The sequence below is a fragment of the Paenibacillus sp. FSL P4-0176 genome, from assembly GCF_037975265.1.
Classification (GTDB): domain Bacteria; phylum Bacillota; class Bacilli; order Paenibacillales; family Paenibacillaceae; genus Paenibacillus; species Paenibacillus amylolyticus.
This window is the reverse complement of record NZ_CP150242.1, coordinates 4,042,896-4,068,926: the sequence shown is the minus strand read 5'-3', so window position 1 is coordinate 4,068,926 and position 26,031 is coordinate 4,042,896. Positions and strand designations below refer to the sequence as shown.

Sequence of the window (26,031 nt, the reverse complement as noted above, 5' to 3'; positions counted from 1 at the left end):
AACAGTTAACATACAGCAAAAGGACCCTTATCCAAGGGTCCTTTTCTGTTGCTGCTGTTGTATATTTTCGTGTATGACTTTTGGTACCTCTTCCAGTGCAGTGATGGTATACATCGACGTTTCCGGATTAGGCTGAAGTTCTACGATATTGTATTGCCATTCATTCGGTTGTTTGATATAAATGCTGTGAATTCCGGCTTTTACCGCAGGCATAATATCTGTGCGTAGTGAGTTGCCAATCATCCATGTTGCACGACGATCAAACGGACCATTAGACAGAATGCCTTCCAGTGCCTCGACGTTTTTGTGTTGTCGGATATAGATCCGATCATCAAAATAAGCCGAGAGTTTCATCTGATCAATCTTGCGCTGCTGAATCACGGTTTCGCCGCCGGTATATAAGTAGAGGGAGTGTCCAGCACCTTTGAGGTTCTCAAGCGTTTCAACCATATGAGGGTAGGGTTCAACCTCCTGATCGTACACACTCATACCCAACTTGCTCAGATAAGATTCTTCTCTGGGAGAGGTTAATCTGGTGAACTTGCCGGAGAAATAACGATAGGTATCAATCAGGGATTGCGGGAAATGATGACTCGCAAAACCAAGCTTGTTCACTCCGGTTACATCGATCTCCAGCTGTTTTTCCCGAATCTCTTGTGTTGTCAGAGAATGTCCATCAAACCACTCTTGCATATTCTCAAAGAATTCTCCCAAAATCAGGTTGAAGTATTTGTTGCAATATACGAGTGTATCATCAAGGTCAAACAAAATATGTTGTTTCATTATTTTCATGATCTAACTCACTCCTTGTAGCCAGTAAATCCACAATGGTTCAACTAAATTAAATGCGAATATAGGATTCCAGGAACATATTCAATTCAGATACGCCATCCGGCCGAATACTGTATTTCTCTTTACGGTTACTTCCGAGCAGATGGGTCCGTAGCAGACCTGCGATGCGTAGCGCCATAACCTGGTCTTTGACCGTGTCTTCGTCTTTACCCAATTCTTCACACATCTCAGCGAGGGATTTGGGTTCATCCGATACGTAACGAAGCAGGCGAAGTCTTTCGGGATCAGCCAGCGCATGGGTAAAACGTAAAAGGCATGTTGGTGGCTGGTCTTCGTTCTCTTCAGGTGCATCTACGGGATACTGCATGATCATCATCCCCTCATAGAAGCAGTACATATTAATAGGACGATTGTGCACCGTTGGGAAAAGGATGACTTCGTTCAATCCAGGCATCGGTTCAACAAGAACACCGGCTGTAGCATATTCAATAAGCAGTTCAGGTCCCATTTTATCAAGCAAAATGCGTTTTTCTTCTGCATCTTCTTCTAGCCACACACGCTGATCTTCGCTCATATTCTGACAGTAGTGTTCATCCCATAGTCGCAATAATGGGACATAACTGTTCCGAATGCGCGTAGATTCTTCTATTGTAAGAGCGGGTAGAAGAGGAGACACACGTGCAAACAGGTCTTCCGCTGTCATTGCGGCAAGCATGTCCAGGAAATCACGATTCTCCGATGTATCATTTTGATAGGCTGCCCATGCAAACAAAACATCAAAATCATCAAAAGGCCAAGTGGCAGCAGGTGCGAGCGCAGCTCGTACATTGGAACTTAGTTTGCCTTCCACTTCCAGAATCCATTCAGGACCAATATCCAGATGCTGAATCCATTTTTTCGTGACATAAACCAGAAAGCTGTTGAGCATTTCATATATCGGTGAAACATCAATTTTCACATGATAAGCCATATTGTTGCAGAATCCTCCCGTCACATCTAAATGTACGCAGCGACTTAAGTACGATTAGTGCGTGTTCAAAAAGTCTGGTTTTCAGTACCAAGAAGATGGAATGAAGATAGAAATGGAGTAGCGGAGCGTAGGAAAACTACGTGAGCAACGGACATTTCGGCTGAAATTCATCTTCGAAGCTGATGATGCCACTAGGCATGATTCGTAATCAAAAGTGAACTTTTTGAACAACCTCTATTATGGCTTGTTTTGCAGGGCGTTGTCCACTATAATGTTCAAGTCCGGGGCAAAGCCCTGATCTTTGAATAGCAGTTTAAAACCATATGTATACCATACAAAAGTCGTCAGCGATGGCGATTTTTCTTTGTGTGCTCGCAGGAGGAATGAATTCGTGTCATCGATTACTCGTCCCAAACTATCACACTCGACAGCCAACTATCTCATTTTGATTACGGTTATTGTGGTGGCGGGAATAAGTCAGGGGCTTTTGCTACCTGTGCTTTCGATTTTTTTGGAGCAAAAAGGGGTTTCACCAGGTTTAAACGGATTAAACGCCGCCGCGTTGTACATTGGTTCTTTTGCCATGACTCTCGTTGCGGAGAGACTACTGGGTGCATTCGGTTTCAAAAAGTTGATTGTAGGTGGCCTGATATTAGTCATGGTCCCTTTAATATTGTTTCCGTACTTACCAGATATTAAAATATGGTTCATTTTGCGTCTGGTGGTTGGAATAGGAGACAGTGCACTTCATTATGCGGCTCAGCTCTGGGTGTTGCTCGTTACTGCACCTGAAAAGCGTGGGCGCTACATATCACTATATGGCATGTCCTACGGGCTGGGATTCAGTATTGGACCGCTGGGAATTAAGCTGCTTGGCTTCGGTGATGCTGTCCCTTTCTGGGTCTTGTTCATCTGTATAGCAGCAGTGCTTATACTGGTATTAATGAAGCTTCCGGATACGAAGCCAGAAAAAGCAGAGCATGGCCAACTGCCGGAACGTCGATTCCGTCGTAGTCTGGCATGGGCTTGGTATGCACTTTTACCAGCACTCTTATACGGATATATGGAAGCAGGTATGAATAGTAACTTCCCCGTGTATGGGCTGCGTATTGGATTCGATACCAATCAGATTTCGTCGTTGCTTCCTTTTATCGGGATTGGAGGTTTGTTCCTTCAATTGCCACTCGGGATGATGAGTGACCGATATGGGCGTAAGAAGATATTGATGTTTGCGGGCATCAGTGGAGGAATCATCTTCATGCTGGTTCCAGTCGCAGGTACACATTTTTGGTGGACGCTTGTATTGTTAACAATCGCAGGTGGTCTGGTCGGCTCCTTTTTCTCACTGGGCCTGGCCTATGCCGCAGACATTTTGCCTAAGGTGTTGCTGCCTGCAGCCAACGTTGTGGCATCCTTTCATTTCACGATAGGAAGCATTATTGGACCGAATCTAGGTGGTCAGATGATCAACTGGATTTCACCTGGAAGTATGTTCACGTTGCTGGGAATCATGTACCTTCTTTTCGGCTTGGCAGGTATATTATTTCGTCGTAAACCTGAGTTCGAATCTGTGTTAAAATAGAAGCTGGTGTTCGCATGGAAATTGATGTCCATTTCCGAGTACACTAGTGGTAGGGAAAAACATGGACAAGAGGAGACATCGCGATGATCAGAGTAGAGAACTTGAGTAAATCCGTTGGCGTGGACCGCGTTCCCGTTCTACGGGATATTCGATTTGATATGCAACAGGGTGAAATGATAGCTGTAGTTGGCTCAAGCGGTAGCGGTAAAAGCATGTTGCTTAAATGTTTGGCCATGATGGAAAAATGGGATTCCGGCCGGTTTACGGTGGATGGCGCCGAGATTTTGAAAGAAGGCTGGTCTGGAAAACGGAAAATCAAACGGGAATGGGCATACTTGGAACAAAATCCGGAATTATTTCCTAGACGTACGGCCCTTAAAAATGTGTTAATCGGACGATCGGGTCAGACTCCCGTATGGAGAATGGTAACCGGTATGGTACGTTCCGATGATTATATGGGTGCTATGGATTATCTCGAAGGATTGGGATTACTTGATAAAGCACATCAAATAGCAGAGAAGCTCAGTGGTGGCGAGAAGCAGCGTGTTGCTATTGCAAGAGCACTTGCTCACGGTGCCAAAGTCGTTTTGGCGGATGAACCAGTCATTGGTCTTGACCCTCACACAGCAGATTCGGTGCTGGAAACGCTGCGCAAATTATGTGAAGAAGAACGTGCAACAGTCATTGCAGTACTGCCTATTGAGCTTGCTGAGAAACATGCCACACGGATCTGGGGATTGGCAGAAGGCAAGATTGCTTTTGATATTCGTGGACGAAGACTGACACAGCAAGAAAAAAACCAGATTTAAACTATTGAAAAGAGTGATGAGATTGTTTAATTCACGGTGGGGACGCTTTGTAGCAGCAGGAACTATGGCGATTATGCTTGGTTCTGTTCTAAGCGGATGCACAGTCATAAGTGACCCCAAGGGTTTGATGAGAAAACCAATGATGTCCACCGATAAGGAGAAACTGTACAACGTGGTTCAGGTTAAACTGCCGCCAGAGAGCACATTGATCCGTCCCAAGGATATGAATAATACCAGTATGATTCGGGTGGAAGACCTGAACGGGGATGGAACTCGGGAAGCGATTGTTTTTTATGAGACACCAAATGAGAATGTGCGAATCCATGGCATGATTTTGGAAGAGCAGGGAGGCACATGGGTTAAAAAACTTACATTTGATGTGCCGGGAAATGAGTTGCAATCCTTTAAAGTATTGGATATTACGAATGACGGAAATCCGGATATTATTCTTGGTGTAAGCCTGCAGGAGCAGAAAGCCCTGACTGCATATTCCTACAAGGGCGGGGCACTGGAGCAGGTCTTGGGTGGAGTTCCGTATAATCAATATATCATTGATGATGCGCAGGGGAACACGCTGGATTTGAGCGGAGATGGTAAAAGTGATTTTGTTATCATTTCGCTGAACAACAGCGGTTTTGCAACGATTGCGTTATACCAGTACGAAGATGGCAGCTTCAAGGAAGTTGATCGGGTGCAGACCGATTATACCGTTAAAGAAGTTTATAATGCTCTGGGCGGAGAGATTGCCAAAGGACAGATGGGCATTGTACTGGATGCCGAGCTGGATGATCGGAGTTCCTTCTCGCAAATTATGTATGTTAAAGATAACAAGTTAGTCAATGCTTTCAAATCACCGGATCAAACGTATAGAGATGACAAAATTTTAAGCGGTGATGTTGATAATGATGGTATTATTGAGTTTGGGCTCAAAGAGACTCCAAAAGGTTGGGAGCATTACGTATTTGACTCTCGGTTGTGGTTTTACACCTATTATCAGTGGGATGGCAAAGATAGCAAAAAATTTGTCTCATTCCAATTCCGAGATGATGCTGATTTATTCCATCTAAATCTCAAGCCAGAGTGGTACGGTAAGATCACTATTGATACCAAATCGGAGAAGGAAAAATATATTCGATTTAAAATGATTGATACGGACGAAACCGTAGCAGAGATCAAATATTTCACCCTTTCCAAGTGGGAACAGGAGAAGGGTAAAAGCTGGAAGGAAATTACGCGTACCAAAGATCGGGTTATTGCTTCACGGGTAGCACAATCAGAGGCGGGTAAAGATGCACTGAGCAATACTTCTCAGCTGAATAGAAAGGGAGAACTTAATGAGTAAAGTACTTATTCTTGAGGATGAAGAATCCATCCGCAGTTTTATAGTGATTAATTTAAAGAGAAACGGATTCGAAGTGCTTGAAGCGGGTGACGGTCATGAAGCGCTTCGCATACTGCAGACAGTACCGGATATTGATCTGGCTCTGCTGGATGTCATGGTACCAGGTATTGATGGATTTGAGGTGTGTCGACGGATCCGTGAAACCAATGAACGTCTGGGCATCATCTTTCTGACCGCCAAAGTTCAGGAACAGGATAAAGTGTACGCACTCTCCGTTGGTGCAGATGATCACGTCAGCAAGCCTTTCAGCCCAACAGAGTTGATTGCACGTATTCAGTCATTGTTACGCCGCGTGAATGTGCATCGGGAAACTGCGGCAAAGGTTACGTTCCAGTCCGGGCCATTTTCACTGGACCTGATCTCGAAGCAATTCAAAAAACAGAATGAAGCCATTGAGTTGACTCCAACGGAGTTTTCCTTGATTCAGTTTTTCCTGGAAAAAGAAAATACACCGCTCAGCCGCGATGTATTGTTAGATCACGTATGGGGAAAAGAGTACATGGGTGATCCCAAAATTGTGGATGTCAACATTCGTCGTTTGCGTCAAAAAATTGAGAACAATCCTTCCGAGCCCGAATACCTGCAGACTGTATGGGGTCACGGGTACAAATGGAAGGGCCGGGAGCAATGATTAAAAAAGGCATTACTCGGCAGATCGTACTACATTATTTCTTTGTAGTTTTTCTCGCTCTGCTGTTGGTCGAATTCGTATTTATGTTGGCAGTTCAAAGGTATTATTATGAGAGTATCTACAATACGATTAGTACCCACATTTCTAATTCAAAGGACTTTTTCGAGCCGATCGCTCGTGAGAATACTACGGAGGATGGCAATAATCTGTCTAGACTCCTTGTGAACTTGGCATTGTCCAATACTGAATTGGAAATTTTGGATCTGAACGGGCGCGTATTGGCGAGTTCTACTGCTTTTGAATCTGACCGTGCTGTGCTGCAAACCAGTGATATTATGCAGGCTCTGAATGGGGATATGGGACGCTGGATTGGAAGACAACCGGGTACTGGAGAATCTGTCATGGCCGTTTCACACAAGTTTGATCTGGGCGGCGAAAATACTTATGTTATTCGATATCTGACATCACTTGAAGATGTGAATTCAAAGCTGTTGAATATGGGACTACTCGCAGCTGCCGTTGGTGTTGGAGTGCTTGCTATAGTGTTGATCATCAGTATTGGTATGGCAAATTCCATTGTACGTCCAATTAACAACATCACCGCAGTATCTGCCCAAATGGCTAGAGGACGGCTGGATGTCAGGGTTAAGGGGAATTATAAGCACGAACTGGGCGAATTGGCATCAACACTTAACTTCATGGCACATGAAATCGTGCGCAGTAATCAGATCAAAGATGATTTTATCTCTTCGATCTCACATGAATTAAGAACACCTCTGACCAGTATCAAAGGCTGGAGCGAGACACTGGATTCAGGCGGTTATGATCCGGAAGAAACCCGTATCGGTATGGGTATTATCTCCAAGGAAACCGAACGACTGATTGGACTTGTTGAAGAGATGCTGGATTTCTCCAAATTGCAGCAGAATCAGATGAAGCTGGTCAAAGGAACCGTCAACATTCGTGAAATTGTACAGGAAACGATGTTGAATGTCTGGGCCAAAGCGGAACAAAAACAGGTCCATCTCAAGTTGGAAACGGACGAGACTCGTGCTTATAATGTCCATGGAGACGGTAACAGACTGAAACAAGTCTTCCTGAATGTTGTGGATAATGCGATCAAATTTTCACATGAGAATTCCTGGATCTTCTTGTCGGTCAAAGAGGAGAATGGTCAGATCATTGCAGCTGTTCAGGACACCGGTATCGGAATTAGTGAAGAACATTTAATTAAAGTACGGGACCGTTTCTTCCAAGTGAATCATCAAAATGGGGGAACGGGACTGGGTCTTGCGATTACGCAAGAACTGGTAGAACTGCATGAGGGAACGATCACGATGCAAAGTGAACTCGGATCTGGGACAACCGTTACGGTTACGTTACCGGCTGTGGCTGAGGAGATGGGTCCAGAAGAATCTGTAACCGCGTCTGGTGATGCTGAAGTCACAGATGAGCGAACAGCTAGTGATGCAAGCGATACAAAATCAGATCTAGAAAAGTCTTAAGGTCTTAAAAGATAAGCGATTTTTCTACCTGATGATCGAGCATGTACGCTTTATAACTTCCATATCAACACAAAAAAAAGGTGAGCCATCCAAGGCTCACCTTTTTTGCATATTCTTATGAAGAAAGTTCACCAGCGCGTAGGCGCCCACTTTTTTCATATACTTCTTTCAACATACGAACAGGTTGCGTACGGACAGCCGGTTTGGCAGAGACGATCTCGTTAGGTCCAACGACCACAATTTCATCTGCTGTACCTTTAACGATTGCACCGTCCTTGATTATTGCACCTTCACCGATGATGGCACGTTCGATGTGAACCCCACGGCCTATGCGTGCGTTAGGCATAACAACACTGTCTTTAACCTCAGAGCCTTTACCCACTTCTGCACCGCAGAAGATGACGGAACGTTCTGAACGACCTTCGATTGCACAAGAGTCGTGAATCATGGAAGTAACATGTTCGATCTTTGTATGTCTTGCTTTGTAAGCACTTGGTTTGGAGCGCCAGTCGCGAGTAAACATCGGCCAGTTTTCTTTTTGCAGACTCCAGTCTTCCTCGTTGTGTAACAGATCCATATGTGCATCCCAAAGGCTCTTAACCGTACCTACGTCTTTCCAATAACCATTAAAGTTATAGACAAAGAGGGGATTATTTTCGTTCAACATTTGAGGAATCACATCTTTACCGAAGTCATGGCTGGATTCAGGATTAGCGGCATCTTCCAACAGATGGCGTTTCAGATAATCCCATTTGAACATGTAAATGCCCATTGAAGCCAGATTACTTTTTGGTTCAGCCGGTTTCTCGGCAAACTCGGTTACACGCAAATCAGCATCGGCAGCCATAATCCCAAAGCGATGTGCTTCATCCCATGGCACTTCCATAACTGAAATCGTTGCAGCGGCATTATTGGCTTGATGAGCCTCCAACATATCGCGATAATTCATATGATAAATATGGTCACCCGACAAAATTAGAACATTTTCGGGGTTTTGTTGATCAATATAGTCGATATTTTTATAAATAGCATCCGCCGTTCCCAAGTATTCGTCATTTCCTGTATGATAAGATGGAAGCAAGGATATTCCTGCCTCACTTGAGTTGCCATGTCCCCATGGTTCTCCTCCACCGATGTGATCGTGTAAAGATTCCGCTTGGTACTGCGTCAATACTCCTACAGTATCGATCCCTGAGTTTACGCAGTTACTGAGAGGAAAATCGATGATCCGGTAGTGCCCGCCAAACGGTACAGCGGGTTTTGCGATACTCGAGGTTAAAGGGGCTAATCGCTTCCCTTCTCCTCCCGCCAACAGCATAGCGATGCAATCTTTATTAAACATAATCGTTTCCCTCCCAAAATATTGTGCATTGTAGTACATCATTAACGCAAAGTAGAGCAGATGAAACGATTGTTACTGTAAAAATTCTGAAAATGTACAACATTTTCTAATTCACCGCATTTTTCTTTTCAACTTGGCTAGACTGGGGTAATGGTTACTGTTATATCTATTTTCTTGAGAAGAAGGTGATCTCTTGGCCATTCAACCGTTAGCACACCCGGACATATTGCCGGAGCATATTTATTTATTTCATGAAGGTAACCTTCATCACAGTTATCGAATGTTGGGCGCGCAACCTGAGACTTGCGATGGCCTTCAGGGGTATCGCTTTACCGTGTGGGCACCAAACGCCGTAGAAGTAGGACTGGCTATGGACCGCAATGAATGGAAAGGCGAAAAGGAACCTTTATATAAGATACCCGAATCAGGATTTTGGAGTCGTTTTTTCCCGGAAATTAGCGAAGGAACTTTATACAAGTTCCGTATATTAACGGAAGATGGAACAGAATTGCTCAAAGCGGACCCATATGCGTTTCAAGCAGAGGTTCGACCTCAGACAGCCTCTGTCACCAGTTCAATCGAAGGGTACAAATGGAATGATGGACCCTGGAGACGCAAACAACGTGCCATGTATAACAAACCTCTACATATTTACGAAATGCACATGGGAACCTGGAAGCGCAAAGAAGACGGAAGCCTCTATAGTTATCGCGAGATGGCTGATTTGCTTGTTCCTTACTTATTAGAAATGAAATATACACATGTTGAAATGATGCCCCTTAGTGAGCATCCATATGACCTTTCGTGGGGCTACCAAAACACAGGGTTTTATGCGCCAACCAGTCGTTATGGGCATCCAAAAGATCTGATGTATCTAGTGGATACACTACATCAGGCAGGGATTGGCGTATTGCTGGATTGGGTACCTGCACATTTTGCCAAAGACGCTCATGGGTTGCGTATGTTTGATGGTACGCCTTTGTATGAGTATGCAGATCCGATGTTAGCAGAGAAGCCGGGCTGGGGCACACTTAGCTTTGACTACTCGAAACCTGAGATTCGTTCATTTCTGATCTCCAATGCATTATATTGGATGGAGATGTATCATTTTGACGGACTCCGTGTTGATGCGGTTACGAGTATGCTACGGCTTGATTTTGAGAAGCAGCCAGGACAATATCGTACCAATGATGAAGGTGGTCTTGAGAACAAGGAAGCTGTAGCCTTTTTGCAGCAACTGAATGAGACGGTGTTCAAGTATTTCCCTTATGCATTGATGATGGCTGAAGAATCCAGTGCATGGCCAATGGTGACTTTACCTGTAGATGAAGGTGGTCTGGGTTTCAACTACAAATGGAACATGGGCTGGATGAACGATACGCTTGATTACATGGAATCTGATTTTCATGAGCGTCCTTCCAAACATCATTTGCTGACTTTCCCGGTCGTATACTCCTTTGCTGAAAATTATGTGCTACCTCTGTCACATGACGAGGTTGTTCATGGCAAAAAGTCGCTCCTCGACAAGATGCCAGGAACTTATGAGCAGAAATTTGCCGGCATGCGTGCTTTTCTGGGCTATTTTATGACTTTCCCAGGGAAAAAGCTGTTGTTTATGGGTGGAGACTTTGGCCAGTTCATTGAATGGAAAGATGAGGATCAACTGGATTGGTTCTTACTGGATTATGACAGTCACCGCAATTTGCATAAGTTTGAGCGTGAGCTGTCTAACCTGTACTTGAGTGAAAAAGCTTTGTGGGAGCTTGATCATTCCCTAGACGGTTATGAATGGATCACTCCGGATGATCAGGACCAGAGTGTCATTTCATACGTACGCAAAGGAAAAAAACCTGCGGATACACTCCTTGTGCTCATTAACTTTCAGCCGGTCAAGCGGGAGCGTTACCGGATTGGTGTCATGCGTCCCGGTATGTATACCGAAGTTCTGAACAGTGACCATTCCGTTTACGGCGGTTCAGGCATTACTAATGATATGCAACTGCCTACCGAAAAGATTCCTTTTCATGGGCATCCGCATAGTCTCGAATTGGTATTACCTCCGCTTAGCATCGTGATTCTAAAAAAGAACACACGTCGGAAAACGGATGAATCACCTGCGAGTATAACTTCCGTCAGTTCAAAAACGAAGAATAAAAATGAAAGCAACACGCTCAAACCGAAGAGGAGGACAAAGGCATGAATATTCTATTTGCTGCTGCTGAAGTACATCCATTTATCAAAACAGGAGGCCTTGCTGACGTAATCGGTGCTCTCCCGTTTGCTTTGAAGAAGAGCGGGGCAGATGTGCGGGTGATTATGCCTAAGTACAAGGGGATTCCCGATGAGTATAAAGACGCGTTACAGCCCGTAATTACAACCGATGTGCCTCTTGGCTGGCGCAGGCCCTATTGTGGAATAGAAATGCTGGTTCATGATGGGATTCCAGTCTATTTTGTGGATAATGAGTATTATTTTGGGCGTGATGGAGTGTACGGTTATATGGATGATGGCGAGCGTTTCGCCTTCTTCAACCGTGCAGTTCTCGAAGTGTTGCCACAGATTGAGTTCAAGCCTGACGTGCTGCACAGTCATGACTGGCATGCAGGAATGATTCCTTTGGTGCTTGAAGCACACTACAGACACGATCCATTCTACAGTGATATTCGTACGGTATTCACCATACATAACTTGTTGTATCAAGGGGTATTCCCGCATCAGTTATTCAGTGATATCCTTGAGCTGGACGATCGATATTTCACCGTGGATGGAGCCGAGTATTACGGTAATGTCAACTTCCTGAAGGCTGGAATTGTCTACGCTGACCATGTAACAACCGTTAGTCCAACTTACGCACAGGAAGTGCAAACGTCTTATTATGGATATGGCCTGGACGGACTGCTCAGTTCACTTGGAGATCGTTTCAGCGGGATTGTAAACGGGATTGATACCAAGAGTTACAACCCGGCAACGGACACCAAAATTCCAGTGAAATACAGAACAAGTCTGTCCAAGAAAACGGAGAACAAAATTGAGCTGCAAAAGGAACTTGGACTTCCTGTTCGTCCTGATGTACCACTCATGGTGATGGTGACAAGGCTCGTGGACTCTAAGGGGCTTGATCTTGTGTGCCGTATCCTGGATGAATTGCTGTACTATGATGACATTCAATTCGCGGTACTGGGAACAGGAGAGCCTATGTATGAACACTGGTTCCGTGAAGCCGCTAATCGTTATCCGCTCAAAATGTCTGCCCAGATCACGTTTAACGATGGGTTATCCCGCCGTTTCTATGCAGGCAGTGATATCTTCCTGATGCCATCAAGGTTCGAACCATGTGGTATTAGTCAGCTGCTGGCTCTGCGATATGGTAGTGTGCCTCTCGTAAGGGAAACAGGCGGTCTGAACGACACTGTGCAGGCATACAATGAGTTTACTGGAGAAGGGAATGGTTTCTCATTCACAAGCTTTAACGCTCATGACATGATGAGTACCATTCGGCGTGCTGAGGAGATCTACAAACAGCCAGAACACTGGAAGAAAATTGTGAAAAATGCAATGGGCGGAGAATACAGCTGGAATGTCTCAGCTGAAGAATATATGGATATTTATCGTCGGATCACACTTGACCCTGTAAATTGATGTAGTCTTGAATGAGTCACAGCACATGATGCTGTGGCTTTTTCTCATCCAAAAAAACACTTCCAAAGTTCAGAATGAAGTATCATCTGAGACGGTGGAAGTGTTTTTCTTTTCTTTTATATGACTGTTTAGAATTTAAACCTCAGTTGTGTTGGATAGTTGCCGGATCAAGCTGTCTGTACAAAATGCGATACCCATAGGGGTCAAGCTTAATGTTCATCATTCCATCGGCTGGAAACACAGGCTCTTCAGTTAATGCATCTTTCCAGTCTTTTGTTTCCATGGGATGAGAAAGCGTTCGATCTTGAGGTGTATTGTTCATCCATACGGTAAAGTGAAGGTTGTCATCCACACGCTCGTACACGATACAGGGATCATTGTGATCCGCCTTGAGGAATCGGAAGCGTCCTTTGCGCAGGGCTTCATTGCTTTTGCGTAGATCGATCATCAGACGATAGAAATCATACAATTCTCTGTCTTGCTTGTCCGGGTCCCATTCCATACATTTTCGACAATCCGGGTCAGCATCACCACTAATCCCAACTTCGTCGCCGTAGAAGATACAAGGTGTACCGATATAGGTGAAAAGAAATACAACCGACAACTTTAAACGGCGTTTGTCTTCTCCTAACCGGCTGAGCAGTCGTGGGGTATCGTGGCTGCACAGCATATTAAAGATCACTTCGTTGGTTTGTTGCGGATAGCGCATAATCAGTGAACCCATCTCGTTGGCAAAGTTATAACCGTCCATTGAACCACAGAAGAACTGAAGCACTTTGTCGGCAAATGGATAATTCATGACGGAATCGAATTGATCTCCCATAAGCCAGGTCAAGGAGTCGCTCCATACTTCACCAACAATATAGGCTTCAGGGTTCGCTGCCTTAACGACCTTGCGAAAATCACGCCAGAAGTGGTTGTCCACCTCATTTGCTACATCCAGACGCCACCCATCCAGCTTAATTTCTTTGATCCAGTACTCAGCTACATCAAGTAGATATGCCTTAACCTCAGGGTTGGCTGTATTGAACTTGGGCATGTTGCCATAGAACCCAAATGTATCGTAGGTTGGTATACCATCCTTGATCTGAACCGGATATTCATTGATGTGGAACCAATCGGCATACTTAGAGTTTTTTCCATTCTGGAGAACGTCTTGAAAAGGAGGGAAGTCTTCGCTGCAATGGTTAAACACCGCGTCAAGCATGACACGTATGCCCAGGCGATGACATTCTTCTGTCAATTGTTTGAGCAGGGCATTATCACCGAAATGAGGGTCGACTTTTTTATAATCAATCGTGTCGTATTTGTGGTAGGAATTGGCCTGGAATAACGGGGTAAAGTAAATGGCGTTCACGCCAAGTTCAGTTAAGTCATACAGATGATCCAGCACACCTTGCAGATCTCCACCAAAATAATTGTCCAACTCAGGTTTGCCACCCCAGTCATGCGTTTCTTTTGGATTCAGCTTGGGATCTCCATTAGCAAACCGTTCCGTCATGATCTGATAAAAGACAGCTTCTTTGGCCCACTCGGGCACCTTAAACACATCAATTTCATGTATATACGAGAACTCATAATATCCTCCAGTTGGATAGGGGGTCTCATAATGAATTCCGTTATCCGCAAGAAAAACATCTTCTGAACCGGCAGTTATCCGAAATATATAAGTGAGACGTTTGAATTGTGGCTTGACGGCCGCCTCCCAATAATCAAACATGTTATCCGAAGCAGCCTTCTCCAATTGAATTTCCTTGTATGTTCCATTCCAATCGTACTTATCTCCGGTCAGTGCAGTCACGTATTGCACATCATTACGTTTGGTTCGTACGCGCAGATGTATGGTAGACGAATTATAAGCATAAGCCCATTTGTCACGAGGAACATGATACATGGCTTCGAGCAGCATGACAGCACCTCCTGAATATAGGATAAGTTATAGAGGTTGTTCAAAAGCCCGCTTCATCCCATCTTCTCGGTACTGAAAACCGGTCTTTAGAACACGCACTTATAGTTATAATTAACCAAGTTAGCCAGCAAACGAATCACATTTACTGTAATAAAATGTATTATTTTCATCGTTTTCAAAGGTTCCTTTCACAGCATTTCCAGCTTTGTGCTGAATATACTTACAGCTAATTTAGAAAAAAGGGTGCCCTGAACAGCTTGGAATTCAAGATTGTTCAGGGCACCCCTATATAACATGTTGAAAGTGAATTTTAGCGAATAGCTTGCTCGAACTCCGTGCGGATGGTTTGAAGCAGCTCTGGCTGGCTCAGTACGTCATAGGCTGTTGTTGCAAGTGCCTTGGCTCCCAGAATCATGCCATCCAGCGCACGCTCCTGAAGTGCAAGGTCACGGAAGGCTATGGAGTGCAGTGTATGCACCTCGTCTACAACACGAATGTAGGGATGAATTGCAGGACATTTCAGGGAAACATTACCGATGTCCATAGAGCCGTGATCATTACCACTCACAATCTCTTCTTGCGGGATCCCAAGTTCCATCAGATTTTGACTAAACGCAGCTGAGAATGCTTCATTGGTAACCATCTCGTCATAGGACGTTTCATAGTTGGATGTCACCAGCTTGCATCCTGTCTGGAGAGCAGAACCTTCAGCGATCTGAATCACACGTTCTGTGAGGATATTCAGTTCTTTACGGGTTGCTGCCCGTACATAAAATTGGGCAGAAGCATAGTCAGGAATGATATTTGCTGCCTGACCTCCGTTGTTGATCACACCATGAATCCGAACGGTGCTTTTCACTTGTTGCCGGAATGCATTGATTCCGTTAAACGTTTGAATGACGGCATCAAGAGCATTAATGCCTTCGTGCGGACTTGCAGCAGCATGTGAAGATCGGCCATGGAACTCAAATTGCACAGCATCAATAGCCAGCGAGCTGCCTGACTTTTCGTAGGCATAATATGGATGCGCCATGAGAGCGACGTCACAGTCATCGAACAAACCTGCTTCAGCCATCGGAACTTTGGCACCACGTGTCTCTTCAGCGGGGGTACCAAACACTTTAATGGTTCCACCTACTTCATCCAGAATGGATTTCAGCCCAACAGCGGCCCCAAGACTCATCATACAGATCAGATGGTGACCACAAGCGTGACCGATCTCCGGCAAGGCGTCATATTCGCACAATAAAGCAATGGTAGGGCCGGGTTTGGCGGCTGAATAGGTTCCGATAAAAGCTGTCTCCAGACCGAGGATTGGAGCCTCTACAGTGAAACCGTGGAAGAGCAGTTCTTCTTTCAAACGGGCAGAAGCGAGATACTCTTCATTTCCCAGTTCGGGGTTGGCACCGATATATGATGAAATGGCTTTAAAACGGGAAGCATATTGATCAATAACCGTCAGAATTTGTGATTTGTTAGCTGTCATTAGTAAACTCCTTATGCAAAAATGAAAATAATTCATTGATTATATCATGTTTGCTTTATTTTTTCAGAAACAAGTCAAGATTTGTATTGTCAAAATGCATTGCATAATCATGCATTGTACTTTATAATGACTCAGTCATCAACATGAGAAGCATACAAAGTATTGTAAGGGGAGAGAAAAAGGTTGAAATTAATAAGTCGTTACACCATGATGCTGTTGACCTTTGTTATTCTGCTGACGACTGCCGTTCCTGTGGCACTTGCAAGTGGAAATACAGATAATTCAAGCAGTAAAAAGCTGGTGCTCGGTACAAGTGCCGATTTTGCACCATATGAATTCCATAAAGTGATTAATGGCAAAGATGAAATCGTCGGCTTCGATATTGAGATCGCCAAAGAGATTGCCAAAGATCTTGGCGCTGAGCTTGTGATTGAGGATATGGGCTTCGACGGTCTTCTGCCTTCATTGCAGAGCGGGCGTGTTGATCTGGTGATTTCAGGTATGACGCCGACGGATGAGCGGAAGAAAAGTATCGATTTTTCCGACACCTATTATAAATCAAAACAAGTGATTATGGTTCGCAATGTGGATAAAGACAAATATCCAACCATGGCAGAACTTGAAAATGCGAAGATTGGCGTTCAGAAAGGCTCCATTCAGGAAACGATCGGACAGAGTATTCCAGGAGCGAAGCTTACTGCGCTGGATAAAATCTCGGATATCGTGCTTCAACTGCAAACAAAACGCATTGACGCGGCAATCGTTGAAGATACCGTTGCTGTAGGTTATCTGGACGATATCATTGGACTTGCTGCTGCTGTTCCGGACGAAGAGCAAGCAGAAGCGGCAATCGGGATTCGTAAAGGAAATACCGAGCTGCTAGCTGCAGTAAATGGAACACTGGAGCGACTGAAAAGCGAAGATAAAATCAATCAGATGGTGACGGACGCCAGCCTCTTGATGGCGGATAAAGCGAACAAATCACAAAATATTTTCCAAGTATTCTGGGAGTACAAAAGTTTCTATGCTACAGGTGTAGGATACACACTTCTGTTGTCTGCACTTGGGGTTATCTTCGGGGTAATTATTGGATTGATCATCTGTTTGTTCCGTTTGCATGACGCTGCAATCTTGCGCTGGATCGGTACGGCTTACGTTGAAGTGATCCGTGGCACACCGATGCTGGTACAATTGATGATTATTTACTATGGTTTTTCCCTGAGCTTTGGCATTAACTTCACTGCCCTTCAGGCAGGTATTATCACGCTTTCCATTAATAGTGGTGCGTATCTGGCGGAGATTTTCCGTGCAGGTATCCAAGGTGTGGATCGTGGTCAGTTGGAGGCAGCGCGTTCATTAGGTATGGGAAGAGGCGCCGCGATGCGTTATATCATATTGCCACAAGCCTTCAAAGCTGTATTACCAGCGATCGGTAATGAATTCATAACTATCATTAAAGAATCCTCTATTATCTCCGTTATCGGTATGGTGGATATTATGTATCAGGCAAGTGTAGTCAAGAACATTACGTACCAAGGCTTGAGTCCATTTTTGATTGCAGCAGCCATCTACTTTGTAATGACGTTCATTTTGTCCAAGCTGCTGGGACGACTGGAAAGGAAGTTGAGTGCAAGTGATAGACGTTAGACAATTACACAAATCTTATGGAAATAACGATGTGCTTAAGGGCATAAACGTGACGATTGGCAAAGGTGAGGTTGTCGTGGTCATCGGTCCTTCCGGTTCAGGTAAAAGTACTTTCTTGCGTTGTTTGAATCTGCTGGAACAGCCTACCTCAGGAGAGATTGATTTTGAAGGCGTGTCAATCACGGACCCCAAGCATAACATTAACGCAACTCGTGAGAAAATGGGCATGGTGTTCCAGCACTTCAACCTGTTCCCACACAAAACGGTAGAGCAAAACATTACGATTGCTCCAATTAAAGTGAAGAAACAATCCACTCAGGAAGCGGAGAAAATCGCCGCTGATCTGCTTAACACCGTGGGCTTGTACGATAAAAAAGACACATTCCCGAATCAGCTGTCTGGTGGACAGAAGCAGCGGATCGCCATTGCTAGAGCATTGGCCATGCAGCCGCATGTGATGCTGTTTGACGAGCCTACGTCTGCACTGGACCCTGAGATGGTCGGCGAAGTGCTGGATGTCATGAAACGTCTTGCAGAAGGCGGGATGACGATGGTCATCGTAACACATGAGATGGGTTTTGCACGTGAAGTGGGAGACCGAATCCTGTTCATGGATGGTGGGGTCATTGTGGAAGAGGGAACACCTGATGAGGTGTTTGGAGCACCCAAAAATTCACGTACACGTGATTTTCTTGCGAAAGTACTCTAAACGATGTGATCAAATAGCGTTACTGACTTCGAGTCGGTAACGCTATTTTTTATGGATAATAATGACGTATGGATTCGGAAAAGTAACTATTCTGTTACCAAATGTAAAGGAATCGGGTCAACCAAATTTTCTGAATTAACCAGTATTCTTACAAATGCTTACATGCTAAAAACCATTTGGTAAGAATTACTACAAGTTCAGTTACAAAATTGTGATATATTGAACTCTGCCGAAACTTCCGGACAGGGAGTGCGGGGGATGTAACGATGCAGATTGTGCAGGGGGAAGATCTACAGCACACTGCTTGGGGTGAATTGGGTACATAACGTTTCAAATGTAACGAAGAACCTATAGGGTGGGCTCCTCATCCGAATCCGACAACTAACTTCGCAGGCACAATGAGGGAGGAAGACCATGATTAACAAGAAACGTATAGCCAAAACAGCAGTAGCATTAATGACAACAGCAATGCTCATTCAAGCCGTTCCGGCTCACGCCGATTCAGTTCATGTGGCCAAAGAAGGGGATACCTTCTACACCTTATCAAAACAATATGGAGTAGCACTCAACACGTTGGTTAAAGCAAACAACGACATTTCGGCTTACAACATTTATGGTGGTTTGAAAATTACGATTCCCGGTAAGGCAAACAATGTTGCAGCCGCTGCGGCAACGGAAAGCAAGACCCAAGCGAAGACTGTTACTACAGCGAGCTTGGACGTTAACGCAGATAACAAAGTGGTTCAAGCCTGGGGTAAAACATTCGATTACAGCAAAGCTGTGAACGTAAAAGCAACGGCATACTCTGCAGATCCGTCTGAAAATGGAGGCTGGGGTGCAGTCGATTATTTCGGGAATGACCTTGAACTGGGTACGATTGCAGTTGATCCAAGTGTGATTCCACTTGGAACTAAAGTACTGGTAACTGGTCACAGCCATCCAGGATTGCCAAAACAAGCTTTTGTAGCCACAGCACGTGATGTGGGCGGTGCAATCAAGGGTCACCGGATTGATATCTTTATCCCGGGTAGCAAACAGTCTGTAAGCTCATTTGGTTTTCAGGATATCGAGCTGTACATTCTGAAGTAGAGAGAAAATAACATTTAAAATGAATTCAAACAGGGTGTCTGCCAGTCGCTAAATTTGCGATTGAACAGCACCCTTTTAATATTCTCATTATTTGTTATCACGGTCATCTTAATCTTTGGCCTTTGGCAATCCCAACATTTCGTCCAAGGTGACCAGTTCATATCCCCGATTACGTAGTTCCTCAATGATTTCAGGCAAAGCCTCAATCGTGCCGTTCAGGTTTGATCCTACACCGCCTCCAGCATGTTGCAGAACGATGGAGCCAGGTTTCACAGCAGACAGGATGTTATCTTTCACCTGTTCCTTTGAAAGGCCTTTCCAGTCCAGGGAGTCTACGTTCCAGTTCACAATGCTATAGTGTTGTTTGGCCGCCCATCTCAGCTGTTCTTCATTAATGTCTCCATAAGGTGGCCGAATCATCTTGGGCGTATAACCCGCCAAACGTCGAATAATATCCCCGGTATGTAAAATTTGTTTGCGAAAGGCATTCATCGACAGCTTACTGAATTCAGGATGATTGTAGCTGTGATTACCAACCATATGCCCTTCCTTAACGATGCGTTTCACTAGATCCGGATGTTTTTCAGCACGACTACCCACGATGAAGAATGTAGCTCTGACATTGTATTTCTTCAATACATCCAGTACTTGTGGAGTAAATCGTGGATCAGGTACATCATCAAAAGTCAGTGCAACCTTCTTGGTTGAAGGACCATTGGTTTTGAACGTATCGGCATATTTTTGACGTAATTGTCCCAATGTCAGTTGTTCTTCTTCCGCAGAATCCGAACCTGATACTGATTCACTTGGCGGGCTTGAAACATCCCGCGATGAAACTGGAGCATGATATCCTCCGAGAAAAATAACGATAACCATTAGCATAATGAGGCGTACGCGCATAATAACGGCCTCCTTTTCCAAAATGACGTTCTCCTTGGTATGCCCGGGGGTTCCATAAAATATGCGCAGTGTGAGAAGTTTCATTGCCGATTTAGCTCATGACAGCCATAATTCCTCCATATATAACATATAGAAAAGGATAGGTGGATGGGTATGAGTACATATGATTTGAAATCCATACGTTTACAGGTGATTGAAGCAGGAGAGGATAAGGTTTTTCTCGTTACCGGAGGAAAGGCGCACATTGGCGCCGTAGCCACGTTCTATGTGGATCATGAGCGCGTAAGCGGGACGACAGTACATATTCCTGGGCATAAAGAACAAGAGCTGTGTGAGCGGCTTGCCCGAAAGGCTGCCTTGCAGCTGAAAGTAACCGTTACGGTGATCATGGGTATCCATTTTGATTCCATCACGCGGATGCAGATCGACGAAATCGTGCAGACTGCAGAGAGGTTGATGGAGGATCATCTGAACTAAGATAAACGATCTTCCTAACATAAGAGCCATCGAATGTTTTGATTTTATTTGCTAAAATTGAAACGAGTTGTAGATTGTTACGTATGTATGTTTATATACGATGTAATATCGACTAGGAGGAATAACATAATGTCCATTTTCAAACGTTTGCGTGATCTAACTATGTCTAACATCAACGCCATTATTGACAAGGCGGAAGATCCAATCAAGATGACGGACCAATATATCCGTGACATGCAAGAGGATCTGGAAGATGCGGAGAAAGCAGTAGCTCAACAGATCGCCATTGAGAAGAAATTCAAGCAGTTATTCGAAGAGCAGGAAGCTCTTGTGAAGAAACGTGAAGAGCAGGCGCATACGGCGGCACGTGCTCAGAATCTGGATTTGGCTCGACGTGCTCTGGAAGAGAAAAAGGCTGCTGAAGAGAAGATGGCTGAGTACAAAACCAGCTATGACCAAAACAAGGCTTCTGCAGATAACCTGCGTGGCAAGCTCGACGAGATGCGTAAGCAACTGACTCAAATGAAGAACAAACGCGAAACACTGGTAGCCCGTTACAATGCAGCGAAAGCCCAAACGGAAATCAACAAAGCGTTGAATGGGTTTGGCTCTGATACTGCAAGTGCTGGTATGAAGCGTATGGAAGAGAAAATGATGCAGATGGAAGCACAGGCCGAAGCAAGTAACGAAATGTCTTCCAAAGGAAAATCTTTGGATGATGAGTTCGAGAAGTTGGGTAAAGATCAGGCTGTTGAAGACGAACTCGCAGCATTGATGAAACAGTACGATAATAAGAACTAATACCTTGGTTGTCAGCAGGGTTAACCAGCGGAGGAGAAGAGTATTTCTCCTTCGCTTTTAAATGCGGTTCATGTTGATATGTGGGGGCTATGTAAATGGATTTGAACATTTTGGCGATGCTGGTCTGGACCGGATCTGGTTCGGTTTTGCTGTTTGTCCTGATGTATGTTGATTCACTGTTCACGAAATATAAGGATTTTGCTGAAGTTAAGGCTGGCAATATGGCCGTTACTACACGTATGGTTATGAAATTATTTGCACAAGGATATGTACTCGCTACGTCCATTTCTACGGCGGGTCACCTGGGAGAAGCACTGCTGGTCTCCGTTGTATCCTTTATCATTTTGTTGATTTTGGAGAGTGTTGTACACTTTATGATTCGCAAGTGGGCCAATCTGGATCTGGATACGGGAATTCAGCAAGGGAAGACAGGATACGGGTTGTTCTCTGGCGCTTTACATATCGTGGGCGCACTGATTATTGCAGCTTGTTTATAAGATAAGGAACAGGAGTAATTCTCATGAGTGTATGGAAACGAATTAAAGGAATACTAACAAAACCTGAACCACCGCAGGCAGAGAAAACGATGCTTCAGCTTGCACCTGGTGATATCTGTGAGGTTTCTCTGGTCACTTATGAAGTCGTTGGTCGGGTACAAAATCGCGCTAGAAATGCAGTTGTGCTCACGCTGCAGGATGGTACCGCATTTCGATATTTGCATATCGAAGAACGGGAACTCACACGTTACGCTCTATATACACCAATTGATGGCAGGCTTGATGCACCTGATGAGGTTCCCACATTGCTGGACCTGGATGGACGCGCATTTCATCTGGAGGAAGAGTATGGAGGCATGGTATCAACGGCAGGTAGAACTCCATATGGCCAGGCTGGAGAACAATTGATATGGCAGTATCAGTCGGATGATAATATGCTTCTTCGGGTGGAGTGGCAAGACAGAAGATTTACACTGTATGAGGGTGAGTCCATTCTTCCTGCGGATATCAAAGTGATTCGTTCGAGCTAGGAGAGGTTCCCAATGAAAAAACGCTTGGCACATGGATTAAAATTAATGCTGGTCCTCAGCCTTGTGATGTCTCTGTTGTCCGCGTGCGGAGCAGCACCTTCTGTTCAGGACACCTATCCGCTTGAATCGGTTAACGGCAGTGGTAACTCAACGTCCTATGTGTACCGGGCTTCGGACCGTACCGTTCCGGAAGTGGCTCAGGAATTGTCTGACCAGCGGCAACCGGATCAGATCTCGGCAGAGAACACAGAGCGTATGTTCCTCGTGTATCAGGACGAGTATTATCACCTGCAACAAGATCCGAACAAGCCCGAGGATACCTTGGTTGAGGTGGACTCCAAGGAATATGTTCGGCAGAACTACGATTCATCTTTTTTACAAGGTTACCTCACCGCTACATTAATTGGTAATCTGTTCGATTCTTTTGGCGGGCGAGGTTATGGCAACTATAGAGGATATACCAATAAAGATACGTATAAACCGAGTGCAGGATCTTATCGTGCACCAACAAGTAATGACAAGAAGCTTGCTCCACCTATTACTGTTGATCGGAAAGGTACGATTACAAGGCGCGGAAGCGATAAAGATTCAAGCGTGGGATCTGGCGGAGGATTATTCAACCGCAACAAGGATCAGAGCAAGGGAACCATTGATCGCAACAAGAGCAGTGGCGGGTTGTTTGATTCACCTAAGAAATCCTATAAAAAACCAAAAACCAGAGTGGGCGGCGGCCGAATTAAGAGGCGAAGATAATAAACATCTAATCATAAGGATGGCTGCCAATCGCATAGTTCATTTAAGAACAGTGACAAGGGAAGGCGGATTCACCTCGCCAGCATATGACCTTGGAACTGTTCTTTTTGGTTTACGATTTGCGAACATGATTGGACTTGTGTACGCGGGGAATCGTTGTAGCAGGCTGCTTGCGAATCCAGCGGATAAATGGAATCATTCGTTCATCCTGTCTCAAGGATTGCAGATCCGTGAGACCAAGGGTTACAATGTCGCGATTGGTGTATAGCGAATGAATCTGTTTGTGACAGGGGATACACAGGTTGGCCGTTGGCAAAAATGTTCCGCCCATTTCTTTGGGTGTCAGATGATGAACGGTCGTATTCACAGGTTCTCTTCCGCATAATTCACATCGATTACTCATGATCATCGCCTCCCTTTGTCACTTATATTATGGGCAGACAAGATGCCTTTCATGTTGAACATAGGTCAAGGAATGTTACACCTGTAAGAAATAAGATTTTGTCACAGAATTCAATAAGTGATGTACTTGTTATCTTACAGTATTCGGGCTACACTTTCTTAAAGGATGATAGTCTTTAGGAGGTAAGAATACTTTTGAAAATGAACTCACATTCACATGATATGACAACTGCCAAATTCAATCGTACAGCTGTACAGGTACCGGATGCCCAGGCCAAAATAGCTGCAAGAGTTACTGTAGGCTCCATAGAGAAAGTTCACCTTGAATCTGCTCATGGCCGCACACTTGCAGAGACGATTCAGGCACCCCATCCGTATCCATTCTTCCGGAGATCGGGTATGGATGGATTCGCGATTATCAGTACAGATACCATAGATGCATCGAGTGATCATCAAGTTTGGTTTCGAGTCATTGATGAAATTCCTTGCGGCTACACCTCGGATCACACCATTGTTTCAGGTACGACGGCTCGCATCATGACGGGTGCACAGGTTCCGGAAGGTGCGGATGCGGTAGTTATGATGGAGATGACCGAGAGCAAGGTAGAGAATGGAGAACAGTGGATTGCATTGAAACGGCACATATTGTCGGGTGCTAATATCACCCCAATCGGACTGGAAGTCCAAGAGGGACAGCAACTGCTCGAAGCAGGAACGATCATCAGGGCAGGAGAGCAGTCCGTGTTAGCTACTTTTGGCATAGCAGAAGTTCCTGTATTTCAACGTCCAAAGGTGGCGATATTTGCAACCGGCACGGAATTGCTTGATGTAGATGAGCCATTACAACCAGGTCGGATTCGGAACAGCAACAGTTACATGCTGCGCTCTCTGGTTGTTGAGGCAGGTGGAGAGCCTGTGATGTACGGTTCTATTGCAGACGATGTGAATACGGCAAGGGCCAAACTGGAAGAAGCCATTCAAGATAATGATATCGTGGTGACCACAGGCGGAGTATCCGTCGGGGATTATGATATTATGGGTGAACTTGTGCTGGAAGAACATGTGGAGATGTTGTTTAACAAAGTGACGATGCGACCAGGTAGTGTGACCACAACTGCTGTATATAAAGATAAATTGCTGTTTGCACTTTCGGGTAACCCGGGGGCTTGTTTTGTAGGTTTTGGTTTGTTTGTTCGTCCAACCATACGTTCCATGCAGGCGGATGCTCATCCTTATATGGAAGAATGGACTGCGATCTTGGAAGAAGAGTACACCAAAGTAAACAATTTTACACGGTTCGTCCGTGGACGCACGCAGATCCGCAACGGCATGGTGTACGCAATACCGGCTGCCGCAAGTGTAGATGAATCCAGCGTGATGATCACCATTAAGGACAGTGATTGCCTGATTGTTATTCCTCCTGAGAAAAAAGGTATTCCTGCGGGTGAGCAGGTACGCATTCTCAAATTGCCCTCAGGTCATGTGAGATAGTTGGTGGATGACTACAATGAGTGATACAAAGCCACATATCATACAGATTGTTGGATACAAAAACACGGGCAAGACAACCCTGACAGCCGCGCTGATTGGGCACTTTTCTTCTATGGGACTTAAAGTAGCGGCAATTAAGCATGATGGACATGACCATTTTGAGATGGATCAAGAAGGAACGGATTCGTATCGATTTGGAGAAGCTGGGGCCTCGGCGGTGGTTGTTATGTCAGAGAAACGTACTGCGATTATGGAGCGACAGGTAACCAAGCTGGAGGATATGTTAATTCATCTGTCCGGTTATGATTGGATTGTTGTTGAAGGATTCAAGGATGCTTCTTATCCCAAATTTGTGATGGTTCGAGAAGAGAAAGATCTGACCTTGGTTGATCAGCTTAAAGGGGTAGTGGGTATGATCTCGTGGTTACCTTCAGAGCAGTTTATTGAGCAGAGCACCGTAAGCAGAGAGATAGCATGGTACTCGGTTCATGAAACGGAGGATATAGCCAAAGCGTTGTTAGCGATGGTTGAGAGCGAGTGTAGGTAGAATGGTGAAGTCTAATCGTAGAAACGTTAAAAAAGTAGGATACTATGATCGCTGGATATGATTGAATGTACAGAGAGCGTGATTGATTCTTTTTTAAATATAACGTAATATTTATTATGTA

At 44.8% G+C, this 26,031-nt stretch carries 24 protein-coding genes and 1 riboswitch; of the genes, 17 read left to right on the top strand and 7 right to left on the bottom strand.

Features of this window, described 5'->3' with window-relative positions; translation table 11 throughout:
- Nucleotides 1–27: 27 nt before the first annotated feature.
- Together MKY95_RS18310 and MKY95_RS18305 are read right to left on the bottom strand one after the other, a co-directional pair.
- Complete coding sequence (locus MKY95_RS18310) at nucleotides 28–792, bottom strand: HAD family hydrolase (protein WP_036673824.1); 765 nt, start codon at nucleotides 790–792, stop codon at nucleotides 28–30.
- Nucleotides 793–841: 49 nt separating this feature from the next.
- The gene (locus MKY95_RS18305) at nucleotides 842–1,762 is read right to left on the bottom strand and encodes a helix-turn-helix domain-containing protein (RefSeq protein WP_036673823.1); all 921 of its coding nucleotides are present in this window, start codon (nucleotides 1,760–1,762) and stop codon (nucleotides 842–844) included.
- Between the two features lie 391 nt (nucleotides 1,763–2,153).
- On the opposite strand from MKY95_RS18305, the gene MKY95_RS18300 reads away from it, so the two are divergent.
- The 5 genes from MKY95_RS18300 (at nucleotide 2,154) to MKY95_RS18280 (ending at nucleotide 7,691) form a co-directional block, all read left to right on the top strand.
- Nucleotides 2,154–3,344: an MFS transporter gene (locus MKY95_RS18300; protein ID WP_051449964.1), complete on the top strand. Its 1,191-nt coding sequence runs from the start codon at nucleotides 2,154–2,156 to the stop codon at nucleotides 3,342–3,344.
- 83 nt (nucleotides 3,345–3,427) lie between these two features.
- Nucleotides 3,428–4,153, top strand: coding sequence for an ATP-binding cassette domain-containing protein (locus MKY95_RS18295; protein ID WP_036613671.1), 726 nt, complete (start codon nucleotides 3,428–3,430; stop codon nucleotides 4,151–4,153).
- A 127-nt stretch (nucleotides 4,154–4,280) separates the two neighbouring features.
- Nucleotides 4,281–5,495 carry a hypothetical protein gene (locus MKY95_RS18290; RefSeq protein WP_143780983.1) on the top strand — a complete coding sequence of 405 codons (1,215 nt, stop codon included), beginning with the start codon at nucleotides 4,281–4,283 and terminating at the stop codon, nucleotides 5,493–5,495.
- Nucleotides 5,488–6,186 carry a response regulator transcription factor gene (locus tag MKY95_RS18285; RefSeq protein ID WP_017688086.1) on the top strand — a complete coding sequence of 233 codons (699 nt, stop codon included), beginning with the start codon at nucleotides 5,488–5,490 and terminating at the stop codon, nucleotides 6,184–6,186. Before MKY95_RS18290 ends, MKY95_RS18285 begins: the two co-directional genes overlap by 8 nt.
- The gene (locus MKY95_RS18280) at nucleotides 6,183–7,691 is read left to right on the top strand and encodes a HAMP domain-containing sensor histidine kinase (RefSeq protein ID WP_036673821.1); all 1,509 of its coding nucleotides are present in this window, start codon (nucleotides 6,183–6,185) and stop codon (nucleotides 7,689–7,691) included. The genes MKY95_RS18285 and MKY95_RS18280 overlap by 4 nt, the downstream gene beginning before the upstream one ends.
- 115 nt (nucleotides 7,692–7,806) lie before the next feature.
- On the opposite strand, the gene MKY95_RS18275 is transcribed toward MKY95_RS18280, so the two are convergent.
- A complete protein-coding gene (locus MKY95_RS18275; protein ID WP_036613675.1) occupies nucleotides 7,807–9,033 on the bottom strand; it encodes a glucose-1-phosphate adenylyltransferase in 1,227 nt (408 codons plus the stop codon).
- A gap of 193 nt (nucleotides 9,034–9,226) precedes the next feature.
- On the opposite strand from MKY95_RS18275, the gene glgB reads away from it, so the two are divergent.
- Both glgB and glgA read left to right on the top strand, forming a co-directional pair.
- Complete coding sequence (gene glgB / locus MKY95_RS18270) at nucleotides 9,227–11,233, top strand: 1,4-alpha-glucan branching protein GlgB (RefSeq protein WP_051449962.1); 2,007 nt, start codon at nucleotides 9,227–9,229, stop codon at nucleotides 11,231–11,233.
- Entirely contained in the window at nucleotides 11,230–12,672 is a 1,443-nt protein-coding gene (gene glgA / locus MKY95_RS18265; protein ID WP_036673819.1) for a glycogen synthase GlgA, read from the top strand. Before glgB ends, glgA begins: the two co-directional genes overlap by 4 nt.
- Before the next feature lie 142 nt (nucleotides 12,673–12,814).
- Here the strand turns inward: glgA and MKY95_RS18260 are convergent, their stop codons facing one another.
- Together MKY95_RS18260 and MKY95_RS18255 are read right to left on the bottom strand one after the other, a co-directional pair.
- A complete protein-coding gene (locus MKY95_RS18260; protein ID WP_339193707.1) occupies nucleotides 12,815–14,581 on the bottom strand; it encodes an alpha-glycosidase in 1,767 nt (588 codons plus the stop codon).
- A 310-nt stretch (nucleotides 14,582–14,891) separates the two neighbouring features.
- Nucleotides 14,892–16,067 carry a M20 family metallopeptidase gene (locus MKY95_RS18255; RefSeq protein ID WP_047843367.1) on the bottom strand — a complete coding sequence of 392 codons (1,176 nt, stop codon included), beginning with the start codon at nucleotides 16,065–16,067 and terminating at the stop codon, nucleotides 14,892–14,894.
- 183 nt (nucleotides 16,068–16,250) lie between these two features.
- Between MKY95_RS18255 and MKY95_RS18250 the strand changes: the two genes are divergently transcribed.
- The 3 genes from MKY95_RS18250 to MKY95_RS18240 all read left to right on the top strand — a co-directional run bounded on the left by MKY95_RS18250 (nucleotide 16,251) and on the right by MKY95_RS18240 (nucleotide 19,512).
- Nucleotides 16,251–17,714, top strand: a complete 1,464-nt coding sequence (locus MKY95_RS18250; RefSeq protein ID WP_339193705.1) for an ABC transporter permease subunit — start codon at nucleotides 16,251–16,253, stop codon at nucleotides 17,712–17,714.
- Nucleotides 17,701–18,423, top strand: a complete 723-nt coding sequence (locus MKY95_RS18245) for an amino acid ABC transporter ATP-binding protein (protein WP_036613682.1) — start codon at nucleotides 17,701–17,703, stop codon at nucleotides 18,421–18,423. The genes MKY95_RS18250 and MKY95_RS18245 overlap by 14 nt, the downstream gene beginning before the upstream one ends.
- Nucleotides 18,424–18,640: 217 nt before the next feature.
- A riboswitch (cyclic di-AMP (ydaO/yuaA leader) is annotated at nucleotides 18,641–18,835 on the top strand.
- A gap of 2 nt (nucleotides 18,836–18,837) precedes the next feature.
- Complete coding sequence (locus MKY95_RS18240) at nucleotides 18,838–19,512, top strand: 3D domain-containing protein (protein WP_339193704.1); 675 nt, start codon at nucleotides 18,838–18,840, stop codon at nucleotides 19,510–19,512.
- A 108-nt stretch (nucleotides 19,513–19,620) separates the two neighbouring features.
- Here the strand turns inward: MKY95_RS18240 and MKY95_RS18235 are convergent, their stop codons facing one another.
- Nucleotides 19,621–20,412, bottom strand: coding sequence for a polysaccharide deacetylase family protein (locus MKY95_RS18235; RefSeq protein ID WP_076250626.1), 792 nt, complete (start codon nucleotides 20,410–20,412; stop codon nucleotides 19,621–19,623).
- Between the two features lie 153 nt (nucleotides 20,413–20,565).
- Here MKY95_RS18235 and MKY95_RS18230 point away from each other — a divergent pair, with 153 nt between their 5' ends.
- From MKY95_RS18230 to MKY95_RS18210, 5 genes are all read left to right on the top strand, one after another.
- Nucleotides 20,566–20,889, top strand: coding sequence for a hypothetical protein (locus tag MKY95_RS18230; RefSeq protein WP_339193703.1), 324 nt, complete (start codon nucleotides 20,566–20,568; stop codon nucleotides 20,887–20,889).
- A gap of 129 nt (nucleotides 20,890–21,018) precedes the next feature.
- Complete coding sequence (locus MKY95_RS18225; RefSeq protein WP_339193702.1) at nucleotides 21,019–21,690, top strand: PspA/IM30 family protein; 672 nt, start codon at nucleotides 21,019–21,021, stop codon at nucleotides 21,688–21,690.
- Nucleotides 21,691–21,785: 95 nt separating this feature from the next.
- A complete protein-coding gene (locus MKY95_RS18220; RefSeq protein ID WP_036613690.1) occupies nucleotides 21,786–22,187 on the top strand; it encodes a DUF350 domain-containing protein in 402 nt (133 codons plus the stop codon).
- Nucleotides 22,188–22,210: 23 nt separating this feature from the next.
- A complete protein-coding gene (locus MKY95_RS18215; protein WP_339193701.1) occupies nucleotides 22,211–22,717 on the top strand; it encodes a DUF4178 domain-containing protein in 507 nt (168 codons plus the stop codon).
- Nucleotides 22,718–22,729: 12 nt separating this feature from the next.
- Nucleotides 22,730–23,470: a DUF4247 domain-containing protein gene (locus tag MKY95_RS18210; RefSeq protein ID WP_017688102.1), complete on the top strand. Its 741-nt coding sequence runs from the start codon at nucleotides 22,730–22,732 to the stop codon at nucleotides 23,468–23,470.
- A gap of 112 nt (nucleotides 23,471–23,582) precedes the next feature.
- On the opposite strand, the gene MKY95_RS18205 is transcribed toward MKY95_RS18210, so the two are convergent.
- Nucleotides 23,583–23,873 (bottom strand): HNH endonuclease, encoded by a 291-nt coding sequence (locus tag MKY95_RS18205; RefSeq protein ID WP_143780984.1) that lies wholly within the window; start codon nucleotides 23,871–23,873, stop codon nucleotides 23,583–23,585.
- Nucleotides 23,874–24,073: 200 nt separating this feature from the next.
- Here MKY95_RS18205 and glp point away from each other — a divergent pair, with 200 nt between their 5' ends.
- Complete coding sequence (gene glp, locus MKY95_RS18200) at nucleotides 24,074–25,363, top strand: gephyrin-like molybdotransferase Glp (RefSeq protein WP_339200004.1); 1,290 nt, start codon at nucleotides 24,074–24,076, stop codon at nucleotides 25,361–25,363.
- Between the two features lie 16 nt (nucleotides 25,364–25,379).
- Nucleotides 25,380–25,910 (top strand): molybdopterin-guanine dinucleotide biosynthesis protein B, encoded by a 531-nt coding sequence (gene mobB / locus MKY95_RS18195; RefSeq protein WP_339193700.1) that lies wholly within the window; start codon nucleotides 25,380–25,382, stop codon nucleotides 25,908–25,910.
- The last annotated feature ends 121 nt before the right edge of the window (nucleotides 25,911–26,031 follow it).